10 protein-coding genes are annotated in these 13,806 nt (G+C 46.0%); 2 read left to right on the forward strand and 8 right to left on the reverse strand.

The window, feature by feature from the left end:
* Positions 1-3: 3 nt before the first annotated feature.
* The 8 genes from C1712_RS06170 to C1712_RS06205 all read right to left on the reverse strand — a co-directional run bounded on the left by C1712_RS06170 (position 4) and on the right by C1712_RS06205 (position 9,996).
* Positions 4-1,866, reverse strand: a complete 1,863-nt coding sequence (locus tag C1712_RS06170; RefSeq protein ID WP_102267749.1) for an oxidoreductase — start codon at positions 1,864-1,866, stop codon at positions 4-6.
* Positions 1,863-3,293: an MATE family efflux transporter gene (locus C1712_RS06175; RefSeq protein ID WP_102267751.1), complete on the reverse strand. Its 1,431-nt coding sequence runs from the start codon at positions 3,291-3,293 to the stop codon at positions 1,863-1,865. The genes C1712_RS06170 and C1712_RS06175 overlap by 4 nt, the downstream gene beginning before the upstream one ends.
* Entirely contained in the window at positions 3,290-4,366 is a 1,077-nt protein-coding gene (locus C1712_RS06180) for an SIS domain-containing protein (RefSeq protein ID WP_102267753.1), read from the reverse strand. The genes C1712_RS06175 and C1712_RS06180 overlap by 4 nt, the downstream gene beginning before the upstream one ends.
* Before the next feature lie 129 nt (positions 4,367-4,495).
* Positions 4,496-5,317 (reverse strand): PTS system mannose/fructose/sorbose family transporter subunit IID, encoded by an 822-nt coding sequence (locus tag C1712_RS06185; RefSeq protein ID WP_102267755.1) that lies wholly within the window; start codon positions 5,315-5,317, stop codon positions 4,496-4,498.
* On the reverse strand, positions 5,310-6,098 hold the full coding sequence (locus C1712_RS06190) for a PTS mannose/fructose/sorbose/N-acetylgalactosamine transporter subunit IIC (protein ID WP_102267757.1): 789 nt from the start codon (positions 6,096-6,098) through the stop codon (positions 5,310-5,312). The genes C1712_RS06185 and C1712_RS06190 overlap by 8 nt, the downstream gene beginning before the upstream one ends.
* 14 nt (positions 6,099-6,112) lie before the next feature.
* On the reverse strand, positions 6,113-6,586 hold the full coding sequence (locus C1712_RS06195; protein ID WP_102267758.1) for a PTS sugar transporter subunit IIB: 474 nt from the start codon (positions 6,584-6,586) through the stop codon (positions 6,113-6,115).
* Positions 6,580-7,014 carry a PTS sugar transporter subunit IIA gene (locus C1712_RS06200; protein WP_102267760.1) on the reverse strand — a complete coding sequence of 145 codons (435 nt, stop codon included), beginning with the start codon at positions 7,012-7,014 and terminating at the stop codon, positions 6,580-6,582. Before C1712_RS06200 ends, C1712_RS06195 begins: the two co-directional genes overlap by 7 nt.
* A 150-nt stretch (positions 7,015-7,164) precedes the next feature.
* The gene (locus tag C1712_RS06205; RefSeq protein WP_102267762.1) at positions 7,165-9,996 is read right to left on the reverse strand and encodes a sigma 54-interacting transcriptional regulator; all 2,832 of its coding nucleotides are present in this window, start codon (positions 9,994-9,996) and stop codon (positions 7,165-7,167) included.
* 199 nt (positions 9,997-10,195) lie between these two features.
* Here C1712_RS06205 and C1712_RS06210 point away from each other — a divergent pair, with 199 nt between their 5' ends.
* Entirely contained in the window at positions 10,196-11,788 is a 1,593-nt protein-coding gene (locus C1712_RS06210) for an LCP family glycopolymer transferase (protein ID WP_102267764.1), read from the forward strand.
* Positions 11,789-12,010: 222 nt separating this feature from the next.
* Complete coding sequence (locus C1712_RS06215) at positions 12,011-13,789, forward strand: LCP family glycopolymer transferase (protein ID WP_102267766.1); 1,779 nt, start codon at positions 12,011-12,013, stop codon at positions 13,787-13,789.
* Positions 13,790-13,806 lie beyond the last annotated feature (17 nt).

Consider the following 13,806-nt stretch of genomic DNA (forward strand, 5'->3'; position numbering starts at 1 on the left):
CAATTAAAGATAGTATGGCAAAAAGGTGCCGTCCGCACTCGTATCTTTGACCTTTCCGACTTTTCGACAATCGCCGAGCAGATAAGTATCGGCGCAGATTCCCTGATAACGCTCTGCCATTTCTTTATTCGGTTTCATGCCGCAGGCTAAAATTACCTGTCCTTCATAAAATATACCGTCTTTGCTCCATACGCCTTCCGCCGTAATTTCGCTGCAATCGACTTCTTTGTATATGGAAATGGATTGTTTATACTTTGCCAACTGTTCCTCTATCGCAAGATCATAAGCGCGATTATCCTGACGATGTAAAACACTTCCCGCCTCTAAGATCGTAACATGGCGTCCTTTCTTTGCCAGTGTAAGCGCCAATTCACAACCGATGCTGCCGCCGCCGATGATGACGATTTTATCCGATAACGAATCAATCTGCTCATAAGCGTCAAGCGCCTTTATCGCATATGCTTTCCCCTCTAACCGAGGGATAATAGAAACTGCCCCTACCGCGATCAAAAGCGCCTGCGGTTCCATGGCAAGCAAGCTTTCACGGCTCGGCATCTCTCCCAATTTAAGTATGATCGGCAACTGTTTGATCTGATGGATCAAATAATCGCGGTATCGACGCAATTCGGTTTTATCTTCCACATGATCGCAAAAGCGCAAAACTCCGCCCAAGTCTTTTTCTTTCTCATAAAGGATGACCTGATGCCCTCTGGCTGCGCAGGTGATCGCTGATCGCATGCCGCTGATACCGCCGCCGATGATAACCACTTTCTTAGAAACCGCAGCGGGAACGATCGTTTCCGGAAGCAGATCTTCATTCAGATAGCGTGGATTGACGCTGCATCCGACATTGATGCGATCCGTGGTCCAGTGTAAACAATAACTGCATCTTAAACAAGGAACGATGTCCTCTTCTTTTCCTTCCATAATCTTGCGCAGCCATTTAGGATCGGCAATCAATGCGCGTCCGATCGTAACCAGATCAGCCTGTCCCTTCGTTAAGATCGCCGCCGCGTCATCTGCCTCTAAAATCCCGCCGACCACCGCGATCGGAATAGCAAGCGTCTGTTTTAATTCCCGTGCATAATGCGCATTGACATTATGCGGCGCAAAAGGAGTCGTCGCCATATGAATACAGCCTTGTTTATTCATATCCGTGCCCGCAGACAAATTGATCATATCTACATACTTCTGCGCCTCTGTTAAAAACTGCTTCGTATCCGCAAAAGTGATGCCCTCTTCGATCCATTCCACCGCGCTGATTCGCAGATCGATCGGGAAATCGGGACCGACCGCTTTTCGTACCTGCTTTAAGATCATAAGCGGGAAACGCATGCGGTTTTCCAAAACGCCGCCATAATGATCCGTGCGTTTGTTCCAAGCCGGCGATAAAAACTGTGCGGGCAGCCACCCATGCGCAAAATGAAGCATGACCATATCAAAGCCGAACTGTTTGGCATCTAACGCCGCTTCTGCGAATTTTTCGGCAAGTTCCGCCAGTTCCGTTTCCGTGAGCGCGCGAATCCGTGTCCCCTCATCATTGACGCCGTCGCAAGGTCCTACCGTTTCTGCTCCGCGGTTATAAAGCCCCATGTGTATCAATTCCAGTGAAACTCTGGAACCGCCCGCTTTTAATTGATTCAGCGTATGGCGCGTCTTTTCCCGTTCATACTTTGAAAACAGATAAGGCGTATCCCACCATGCTCCTTTCACATTGATCCCGCCGCTTCCCATTACGATCAATCCCGCCTTACAAGCGATCTTGTCGATCGAAAAAGGTGAGGTAGGAGCCGCAATTACTCGATTCTGCAAGGTTAGTTGATTGATCTTGATCGGTTCAAATAAACAACGATATGCTTCTTTCATATAGATACCTCCGTTTCATTTATCGTTTTTTCTTCCCTGGTCACATCTTTTATCCAACGGCCTTGCATGATGCGTATCGTGCTCGTTCCCAACTTGATCACATCATCAAAGCGCAGCACCAGAAAAGTAAACCAAACCGGCAAGTTCCAAACAAAGGCACAGAGATAGCCAAGCGGAATACAGATCGTCCAAAGGAAGAGAATATCATTGATCAAGACAAATTTAGCGTCGCCACCGCCGCGCAAGATCCCGATCATATTGACAAATGCGTTGGGACGAAGTCCTTCCAAAAATGCACCGATCAACAAAATATCCATTAAATAGCCCATGCTCTCCGCACTGATGTCATAAAGAAAAGGCATACTATAACGGCTTAAAAATACAAATGTGAACGCAAACAGACCGACCCCGACCGCCGCTTTTTGTAAACGGGCGATCACTTCCTTTAACTGTCCCTGCTTCCCCGCACCGATCGTGTTGCCGACGATGACTGCCGCCGCTGCCGCAATCCCCTGCGACATGACCGAAGAAAGCTGCGATACGACATTGTAAATGCTGTAGGCAGCCGTTACTGCCGTTCCCATATGGCCGATGATGACCGTAAGCAGCGAGAAGCCAAGCGACCACAGCATTTCATTGCAGATGACCGGCACGCTGTTTTGTATGAACCGCCTGCGTAAAGAACGATCTAAATGAAGCAGATCGCGTATTTTCAACATGATCTTTTTCTCAAAATATTTCATGTAAACCAAAACGGTGATACATTCGCAAATACGGGCGATCGTCGTCGCTAAGGCCGCACCGCTGACTCCCATTTCGGGCATGCCCAGATTACCGAAGATCAAGATCCAGTTCAAAACGATATTGACAGACAGTGACACCAGCGAAGCGATCAGTCCGATCCGCACCGTTCGCACAGCCCGCAGCACATTGCCGCTGATCGTCGCAATGCCGAAAAAGAGATAGGAAACACTGACGATGCGCAAATAATCTGCTCCCAGCGCGATTACTTCCGGATCGTTTGTAAAGATGTGCATGACCATGCGCGGCGCAAACAAAGAAAGCGCGACCATGATAAAAGCGAACAATAGAACGATCCGATACGTATAAGCCAGTGTTCTGCGGATGCTTTCTCGATCTTTCCTGCCCCAAAACTGTGCCACCAGCACATTGGTTCCTCCGGCAGTTCCATAAATCACCAGCGTAAAGATAAAAAACAGCTGATTGGCCAAAGCCGAGGCGGACAGCGCCGCTTCTCCAAGCGAGCCCAGCATCAGCGTATCCATCATTGATACGCCGACCGTGATGAGATTCTGCAATGCGATCGGCATTGCGATCACCATCATGCTTCGATAAAACTGCTTTTTTCCCATTCCCTTCACCTGCCTTCTTTTGAAAAAGGAAGCGATCGCTTCCCTTTTGCTCATTCTTCGTCGTGTGTATTAAAATACTTCGCCTCCGGAAGCGGATCCTGTAGTTTCCATTCTTTCGTCACGATGCCGTAATCTGCCGCCAAACGATGCGCCAGAATTTCTACGACCGGCGCATACTCCAAACATCTGAACACGCCGCCTACCGCATCAAAAGGAAGATCACGCGCATCTATCGTATTTTGTCCGATCACAAAGCAGTCACCGACTTCTTTTTTCACATAGTTTGCCAAACCGTTTGCGATTCCTTCATTTCGTCCGTCATTTAAGATGATAATGCCCATTTTCTTCGTAAAGCCCATCGTCGGTCCATGCATGCCATCATCCATTTCATAACCGACACATAAGAACCGCTTTGCGATTTCCAAGATCTTTAACGCGCCTTCCTGAGCAACGCCCCACAAAGGACCGGCACCGTATAAAGCAAAGCTTTCTACATTCATGAGTTTCCATTTATTGTCGTCAAACCATTTCATCGTTTTTTCACAGATCGCCTTATGGCTGGCCGGCACACGACGCGCATCCGCCAAATAACTTTCATACGCTTCTTCACTTAAATAACCTCTTGCCAGGCCGATTTCCATGCCGATCATGATCTGCGTCAGGATCGAAGCGCAATAGCCGATCGTACGCTGTCCAAACTCCTCATTGCCACATCCCATATCGACATGCGCACCGCTTTCCTTTGCCAGTGGGGTCGTATTGGCTTCGCTCATGGCAACAACTAGATTGCCTGCTTCTTTCATCTTTTTCTGCGCTTCCTGCGTCAGTGTGGAAGTGCCGGACTGAGAAGTAAAAAGATAGAGCGCGTTAGGATTATAGGCTTTCTTTGCCAGAAATACATTTGGCAAGATCGCTGTTGTGCTGATGCCGCTCACTTCTTCCACAACTTCACGTGATGTCTGCGAACATGTATTGCTCGTACCCGATCCCACCAATACGATCTCATCAATTTCCTGTAGACGCGGGGCAATATATGCCATCATCTCTTTTGTCGCTTCTTTGCGGTTTTCCAAGATTGCTTCGATCACGGAAGGTACCCGCTCGATCATATCCATTAACGTTAACATAACTCCTCCTTCATTGCTTTGTCATTATCATTTTCTCATCTTCATCATTTGGGTTTGCTTATTTCATCAGTGGTGATAAGCGCAGATGCCTATCACCGCATAGAGAGATTTTATTTACTTTCAGACATTTTATAAGATACCGACATAAGTCAATAAGATCGCCAAGATCATGATCGTAAAGATCAAGACTGTCGGTTTGACATTCTTATTCAGCAGCTTGAAGCAGCCAAGGGTCAGCAGCAGCGGAAGCAGACATGGGAAGATCGTGTCGATCATATCCTGAATGCTTTGGGTTGCGCCGTTCATCTCAAATACATATGCGATCTTCATAGATACCATCGTAGCCGTCATTGCTCCTACGGTCATCAAACCGACAATGCTGGCAGCTTTGGTAACAAAGCTCATGATGCCGCTTTCTTCTGCCTGCGACATGAATTTTGAACCTAATCCATAACCGATATAAGGACCCATGAAACGTACCGGGATCGCCAGTGCATTATATAATACCAAGAACATGATCGGTCCTAAGATACTGCCATTCGCAGCCAAAGATAATCCGATACCCATCGTAATGACACGCCATGTGCTTTGAAAGATCGAATCACCGATACCGGCAAACGGTCCCATGAGCGACGCTTTGACCGCATTGATCGACGCTTTATCGAAATTCGCATCTTCCGCTCCCTGTTTTTCCATAGAAGCCGCCAGACCGGTAATAAAACCGGATACGGTCGGCGTCGTATTAAACAGTTCCCAATGCCGTTTATAACCCTCGATGCGGTCTTCTTTCTTATCATAGAAACGGTTGATGACCGGAATCATCGTATAAAGAAACGACAGCGCCTGCATTTTTTCCCAGTTATACGGTGCGCTCATCGTATGTGAACGCAAAGCGATCTGGAAACACATCTTGCTTTCTTCTTGCGTCAAATTTAATTTATCCTTAATCATTGAACAATTCCTCCTCACTGTCATCAGCTGTTGCCAATGCTACCGTATTTTTACGCTTTGCCATTTCTCCTTCAAAATACAGGATGATGACCAAGATAATTCCGGTAATCGCGATCGCCATTAACGGCATGCCGCAGTAAGCCGCCATGATGAAACCTAAGAAATAATAGACAGCTAATTTCTTGGTCCACATCATCTTTAACAATAAGCCGAATCCGACTGCCGCCAGCATGCCTGACGCATTACCCATACCATCTAATAATACCTGTGGAATATCATTGATGATGCCTTCCATCGCGCTGGATCCCAAAGCGACCGCAGCACCGCAAACAAGTCCTTTGAACACATACATCGTGCCTGATACAACCGGTACGATACGCTGCAAACCTTTCCAGTTTCCGTTCTCTACCCATTTGTCGATCAATGGGCTCCATAAAGAACGAAGTGCAACCAGCGGTACAAACAGCATTTGACAAAGCATGGAAGCCGGTACTGCAAGGGCGAACGCCGTCTCTACTCCCTGCCCTAAGATGATCGCATAAGCCGTTCCTACGGCAGTACCTGAACAAGCATCCGGCGGTACGGTACCTCCGATTGCCATGACCCCCATAAATACCAGTTCCAACGATGCCCCAACCGTTACTCCGGTCGTCACATCACCCAGTACGATACCGATTGCCGTACCGACCACTAATGGTCTGGTCGTCATCGGGTACGAGAACCATGTTTCGATAAACTCTAATACAAAAACGGTAATCCCGACTAAAATAGCCTCAGTCATAAATCATTTCCTCCTTAACCTAAAATTTTATCAATGTTGTGCTTCGATTCACTTGGAACCATACGCAGTTCCAGTTCTGTAACTTTCTTGCGCATACGGCGTAAAATCGCGATTTCTTCTTCCGTCAAATAGATTCCTGCCGCTACCATCTTTCCTCCTTCCTTTTTCTTCACGCCGCCGACATTGACTTTGTCGATCTGATTGGTATGTGCAACCAGTTTTTCAGCGTCTTCGATCGTTCTGGTGATCACAAAGATCTTGATCCCTTTCGCTTTCGGATTATTCAACAAAGCAATCGCGTCCTCAATCGTTTTGATTGCCAATTTCACCCCTGCCGGCTTTGCCATCTTTAAGGCCAGCTTGCTCATTTCATTGGTGGCAGCCTCGTCATTGGCGATCAAGATCGCCTCCGGACCGACCGCGTTGGTCCATGTCGTCGCCACCTGCCCATGGAGCAGTCGATCATCTACTCGCAATAGTTCTACCATAAACAGTCATCCTCCAATCCTTTCGCAATTTCTGAAACAACACTATCGTGATCAAAGATCAGCGTATTTTCCTTCGCACTGTTCACCACCTTGTTAAGCAGCGGGCGCACCTTTGCATCTTCACTGCTCAGTTTCAGCTCCAGCACCATAGAAAGCGTCATTCCCGTTACTAGATAGACATTTTCATGATCCATCAGCTGCATCAACTGGTTGTGTACGCTTCCGCCGTTGATATCGCATAATATGACAAATTCCCAGTTTTCATGCGTATCAACTTGTTTTTTGATATGCTGGTAAATTACCTGCGGCTGTCCATAGCAATCTAATCCATATACATCTATATCCGAACAGTCGCCGATGATCATCTGTGCGGCACTGAACATTCCTTCTGCCAAAGAGCCATGCGATGCCAGTATGACCTTTCGCAACTTCCATCCCTCCTTTGCCACTGATTCGCTTCACTTATCTATAAGCAAAAAGCGTGCCAACTTTTCTCATTTCAGTCGGCACGCTGCTTTCAACTACATAAAACAACGGTTTTATCAGTTTATTTTTTTCCATGTGACAAATAACAGAATTTACAGATTTTCAAAGTCATTGACACTATTTTCGTTTCTATTGACACTTTTAACAGGACGATGATAAATATACGCATAGATATAAGCGATCTCATTGACCGGAATTTCCACATTGTAGATGCGCTCTACATCCGCAAAAATCGTTTTGACCAGTTTGATGAAATCCGGATGCGCGGCAGTGAATTTATCCACATCCTCATAATAGACAGCCTGCTTGTCGATGATCAAACGCTCGATCAGACAGGCGATATGCACATACAATCCCATGACGACTCCAGCAGGGAAGACGATCTGCAAGCCCTTTTGTAGTTTTGCGATAATATCCTGTACACTGTCCATGATCTTTTCCGTATCCAAGATCGTGAGATAGCCAAGCAGATGATCCATAGAGAAATACTTGATCATGTTTTCATTGAACACCGTAATCTGCTTTTCATCTAAATACGGTGCAAAGATCGCCAAGATCGTATCCAAATGCTTTTGTTCCAGCAGTTCTTCGATCGAGATGAAGCAGATGCCGATCTGCGGATCTTTTGTTCCGACGATGCCGATGACATTGCATTTTTGAAAGATCGGATCATGGATACCAATCGTAGAAAGGGACGCGTAGTCATAAGGAATGATCTTGATGTCCACTGCCTGCGGCAGCGACTGCTCGATCAAAGAAGCGATCTTTTCAGCCGTGCCGATGCCGGTTTCACATACGGTCAAGATCGTATTTTGTTTCTTGCGGTTAGAGATGATCTTATAACGGTGTTGGTTGCGGATACTGGCTTCTTCCAAGATCTGATCGATCGAATTGCCATCTAAGATCATGGAACCGATATCCAGTGCCAGTTTGGTCGATACATTGTTGATGATGCCCAGATCGACATTCGATACATTTTCTAAATAAGCATATATATCTTCTAACGATCCCATATCGACCATGACGATGAATTCACGGCAGCCCTCTTTCTGCAATAGATATTCACGCAGACGGGAAACGACCAAAGTAAAATCACTTTCGATCGGCATATCGATCGCATCGAATACTTTTCGATTCAGGAGCTGATTGACAACTTCCGCAATGCTGCTGGCGATGTTGTAGCCATGTGCGATGATAATGCCGGGGATCGCCGCCTTTTTCATATCTCGATCAAAATAATGGAAGAATAAAAATACATTGATCTGTCCGATCCTGCCGATATGTAAATGCAAGGCGTCTTCGATCAGCGCCGCGACATCCACCGCTACGCTGTAATCAAGCGGATAATAAGTCTTGATCAGCTCTAAGCACTGATTCAGTTCTTGATTCAGCGTATGGCTGAAGGCTTTTCTGACCGTTGCATGATTGAGATAATCCATGATCAGTCTTGATAAAATGATCGTTTCATTGTTGGATACCTTCTCCAAATGATATTTGGAAGCGATGATCTGAAAGATATTGCTTAGCAGGTTATAGACGAATTTACTGTTGGGAGAATCCTTTTCTTCTTCACTGTAATATAGATCATCAATGTATTGTTCGATGCGCTCGTGCATGGAATACGCGAATGCGGGAAAATTGCTTTCTTTGTTTGGAAAGGTAGAGAAGCTGCGCAGGACCGAAAGATTGAACTGATACAGCTGGCTGTTTCGCTTTTCATCTTCCATCACTTCCAGATCGATCATCGTATGATCGTCAAACTGCGCCTGCGGCACTTCCCGCCGCTGCATATCCAGAAGTTCACTAGGCAGATCATAAATATGGATCTCCACGTCCTGTGTATCGCCGCGATGCAGCAGCGCTTTTGCCACACTGGCTTTGACATAGTTTTTCAGTTCTCCGACATTGCCTAAATAGTCCACTGATTCCATGACCTGATAAGCCAGCTTGGAAATACGGATCGACTGATGGATCGCCTTGGCTTCACGCTTGAACAGATAAGCGATCAGTTCTTTTTTCTCGGCACGGGAACGCTGCTTCAAAGAAGGCAGTTTGACCGTGATCGGAATGCGCCTCAGCATCGTTTTCAATAAACAGGTCTTGGGATCCTCGGTCGTCGCAAAGATCATGCGCACACTGCCCTCATACCAAGTATCATTATCGCCCACCATATGATAAATGCCTTTATCCATGAACAGAAAGATCTTTTCTTGGCTCTCCGGCTTCAGGGCATGCACTTCATCTAAAAATAATACACCGCCCTCAGCAGCCGCAATAAGCCCTTGACGATCTTTATCCGCCCCGGTGTAAGCACCTTTTTTATAGCCGAATAAATTGGTGAGCAACAGTTCCGGATTATTGGCATACTCGGCGCAGTTTACCGTTACAAAACGGGCGTCTGGCTGAATGCGTCCTGTTTCTTTCGCATATTCATACATACAGCTCGCCAACATGGATTTTCCGGTTCCCGTCGGTCCATTCAATAAAATCGGCAACCCCTGCCCCGGATAACTGATAGCCGCTTTGCACTGCTCGATGCAATAGCTCAGACTTTCATTTGCGCCGATCATCAAAGAGAAAGAAGCGGATCTTCCTTCCGCAAGGGTGATTTCTTCCATCAGTTCTAAAAGGCTTGTATAGCTTCGGCTAAGCGCTTCTAAATGGAACTGTTCAAGGAATGCCTTTCTGGGAAAGTAGTAAACCGGTCTGCTGTCGATCTTAAAGACGAGATCCTGTGCAAACAGTTGGTTGAGATAATGAGAAATCAGATTACGGCTTACTTGAAAATGATCTGCCAGCCCTTGTGCGGTAAAGCCTTTCAGCGTTTCTCTGTTTCCCTCTTTCAATACTTGAATGGGTTGGATTCCCAGTTCTATACAAAGTGCGTCATAGATCGCTTTTTTCATTTGATTTTCCTGCGCCATGTGCGTCCCTCCTCTTTTTTGTTATACCGATGATTTCCCCTTTTCATTCTATTTCATTATAAAGACAGTACAGCGAAATTTCAAGGCAGCTATGCTTGCGCATATGCCATATACTTCAGTAAAATTAAGATTTTCTGTCTGTTTTTTTCTTCCTTATTATTTCAATCTGTATTATAATTAGAAAACGAGGTGATAAAACTTGAAACAAAGAAAAAGGACATCCGGCAGACCGGTCAAGCTGAAACGCGGTTCTTCTTTTGATGTATTGATCGCGATCATTGCGGTTTTGACTAGCGCTGCCTTTCTATATTCCTTGTTTTCATTTAAGGTGATCCCGACGAAATGGGTCATGTTGATCATGCTGGGCCTATCGTTTGTATTATTGATCTTAGCTTTTTTAAGCATCGTGCGCACCAAACGCTGGATCAGCGTCGTAAAACGATTTTTACTGCTTTTGATTGCGATCGCCACCAGTGTCGGCACATTGTTTGTATGGCGCTTAAAGGACAGCATTTACCAGATCGGCAATTCCACGACGACGGAAATCGCCTATGTACTGGTAAAAGCGGACAGTGATATTCAAAAACAGAGCGAGCTTTCGCAAAAGAGCGTGCTTTATCATGACGGCACCGATGCGGATATCGGCAAAAAAGTACAGGAAGCGTTAAATAAAGAAGTGGCGAATATTCGCTATGAGAAAAATGAAAGCTATCTGGATATGAGTGAAGCGCTGTTGGCAGCACAGTGCGATGCGATCATCGTACCGCAGTCACAGTACAACTATTTGACCCGCAAAAACGAGAACCTGTCTGCTTCCGTACGCATTTTAAGCGAAATCACCTATACCAAAGAACATACCTCCAGCGGCAATATCGACATTACCGAAAAGCCGTTTGTCGTATTCGTCAGCGGTATGGATGAAGCAGGCGAACTCAACACCGATCTGCACAGCGATGTCAATATCCTGATGCTGGTCAATCCGATCACCAATGAGATGAAGATGATCAATATTCCACGTGACTCTTATCTGCCAAATCCGGCTTTGGAATATGGCAATGATAAATTAACGCATACGGGCATGTATGGCGTGGAGAATACATTGCAGACGATCGAAAATCTGTTTCAGGTCGATATCGATTACTATGTGAAGATCAATTTTTCATCGTTGATCGAAATCGTCGATACGTTAGACGGTATTAACGTCGATGTCCAGATCACATTCTGTGAACAGGATGAAAACCGCAGCTTTGCACAGGAAGATCTGATCTGTCTGAATGCCGGTCCTCAGGAATTAAACGGCAAACAGGCCTTGGCCTACGCCCGCCACCGCGACAGCTATGTCGATCAGGACCTTTCCAGAAATAAAGCGCAGGTCGATATCGTCAAGGGAATCGTAAAGAAGATCCTATCGCCATCCGGCATCACCAAAGTGGATACGCTGCTTGGCAATGTCAGCGATTATGTCATGACGAACTTCAGCGGCGATGAGATTTCTGCTTTTGCGGCCAGTGAACTGGAAGACGGAGAAGCTTGGACGATTTCTTCGCTTACGATCAGCGACCGCACTTTCGACAGCAGGATCAATGCGTCGGCGCCGGATCTGGGACCGTTAGATGTTTATTTGTTCTCAAAAGAAGATGTGGCGGAAGTAAGAGAAGCGATCGATTCCTTTATCGATCCACAAAAGCTTTCCGATTTCAGCTTTGATTTAGATGATCTGCATGGCAAGACTTATGAGAAATTAAAAAACAACGGCGTCGTATATGATGTCGATGCGCAGTATCCACATTGATGTTACTTTTGAAAAAGCCTCTGTTACAGGGGCTTTTTTATTAGATCGTGAAGTGCATTTTTCTTACTCTTTATCTAAGCGCAAACGATGGAAAGCGGTTATTTCAATCATTTCATCTGTCAGTGCTGTCTGTTTCCGATCTTTTCTTTTTCATTCTTTTTACAATTTTATTAGTTATCTTGCCCTATTATCGTGTATAATACTGATATTGAGGTGATATTGATGAAATTATTAAAATCTCGAAAATTCTGGGATGCGCTGCTGGCGGTTTTGTTTGTGGCAGCGGGATCCTATTTGGTATATCGGCTTTATGCGTTCCGCTTTCTGCCGGATAAATACTTATACATGATCATTTTGATCTTGGTCTTGCTTGCTTTGATCTTTATCCTGATGATCTTTGCGAAAGTCAAAGAGTGGATCCAGTGGATCAAACGCGTGCTTATCGTGCTGCTGTGCATCGGTTTGACATTTGCGGCAGTAACGATCGGCAATGTGGAATCTTCTACCCGCAAGATCACCGCAGCGGAAACCATCGGCTACACCAATATCCATGTCGTTGTGCGAAATGACAGCGGAATTGATGCGATTGCCGATCTCAGCGATAAAAAGGTGCTAATCCAAGATGGCAACGACAAAGAATACGGTGAATATGTAAAAAAGAAGATCACTGCATCCAAGAAAGCCAAAGATGTGACATTTGAGGAAAAACTGGATTACAGTACGATGATCAGCGATCTGCTGAATGAAAAGTGCGATGCGATCGTCATTACCGACGCCGCTTATCAGACGCTGGGGCAAAGCATTGCTGCGGTAAAGAGCGATACCGGCATCATTCAGACCTATAAGAAAAAGAAAACCATTACCGCAAACGGCAGTGAAAAGGATATCCGCTATGAAACCTTTACGATCTTTATTACCGGAAATGAAGGAACCGGCGATATCAACACGGATAACAACAGTGATGTCAATATGTTGCTGATCGTGAATCCGCTTGCGGCACACGTGGAAATGATCTCCATTCCGCGCGACAGCTTTGTGCCGAATCCGGCACTGGGCAACCGCAATGACAAATTGACGCATACCGGTTCTTCCGGCAGTGAAAATACGGTAACGGCGATCGAACAGTTGTTCGGTATTGATGTAGATTTCTATTTGAAGCTCAATTTCAGCTCCGTTATCGAGATCGTCGATGCACTGGACGGCATTGACATCGATATTCCGCTTGATTTCTGTGAACAGGATGAAAACCGCAGCTTTGCACAGGAAGATTTGATCTGTCTAAGCAAGGGCGAACAACGGATCGACGGCCGTGAGGCACTTGCCTATGCCCGTCATCGCCACAGCTATGTCGATCAGGATCTATCGCGCAACCAGGCACAGCAGCGCGTATTCCAAGCAATCGTCAAACGTATGCTGCATATCGGCAACGTCGGTAAGATCGAAAAGCTGATGGATATTGCGACTCGCCTTTGTGCGACCAATATGCCGATCGAACAAGTAACCAACTTCATTTCTTATCAGTTGGATCATCCGCAGGAGTGGACGTTCTCCTCGATCTCTTTGAACAACGGCTATTCGGATATGCTTGCGACTGCCAGCATGGGAAGCGCGCTTCCGCTCAGTGTTTATCTGTTAAATAAAGATGATATTCAGGCGGTGATCGATCGTTATCAAGAACTTTGCGAGCTGATGAATTTTTCGACCTTCGCTTTTGATCTCAACAATTTAGAAAAAGATCGGGTCTATGTATCAAGCGATTATAACTTCTTATGGGCAGGCGATAACACATCACAATGGGAAGCCGTCATAAATGAAGAAACGATCTTGCCGGATACGCCGACCCAGACTCCTAGTGAGCCAAGCGAGCCGACAACGCCGACGCAGCCAAGCGAGCCAAGCACCGGCGGCAATGAAGAAACGACTGCGCCAAGCGAGCCGGATGAAGGAAATACGGAAACCGATCCAAGCACACCGGATACTTCACAAACGGTACAGCCATAAAAAAAGAGCAACATGCG

The organism is Massilicoli timonensis (assembly GCF_900199515.1).
Classification (GTDB): Bacteria; Bacillota_I; Bacilli_A; order Erysipelotrichales; family Erysipelotrichaceae; genus Massilicoli; species Massilicoli timonensis.

What these genes read in the sequence shown, in the direction of transcription:
- C1712_RS06170 (WP_102267749.1), bottom strand. Translation starts at nt 1,866, where the DNA reads ATGAAAGAAGCATATCGTTGTTTATTTGAACCGATCAAGATCAATCAA.
- C1712_RS06175 (WP_102267751.1), bottom strand. Translation starts at nt 3,293, where the DNA reads ATGAGCAAAAGGGAAGCGATCGCTTCCTTTTTCAAAAGAAGGCAGGTG.
- C1712_RS06180 (WP_102267753.1), bottom strand. Translation starts at nt 4,366, where the DNA reads ATGTTAACGTTAATGGATATGATCGAGCGGGTACCTTCCGTGATCGAA.
- C1712_RS06185 (WP_102267755.1), bottom strand. Translation starts at nt 5,317, where the DNA reads ATGATTAAGGATAAATTAAATTTGACGCAAGAAGAAAGCAAGATGTGT.
- C1712_RS06190 (WP_102267757.1), bottom strand. Translation starts at nt 6,098, where the DNA reads ATGACTGAGGCTATTTTAGTCGGGATTACCGTTTTTGTATTAGAGTTT.
- C1712_RS06195 (WP_102267758.1), bottom strand. Translation starts at nt 6,586, where the DNA reads ATGGTAGAACTATTGCGAGTAGATGATCGACTGCTCCATGGGCAGGTG.
- C1712_RS06205 (WP_102267762.1), bottom strand. Translation starts at nt 9,996, where the DNA reads ATGGCGCAGGAAAATCAAATGAAAAAAGCGATCTATGACGCACTTTGT.
- C1712_RS06215 (WP_102267766.1), top strand. Translation starts at nt 12,011, where the DNA reads ATGAAATTATTAAAATCTCGAAAATTCTGGGATGCGCTGCTGGCGGTT.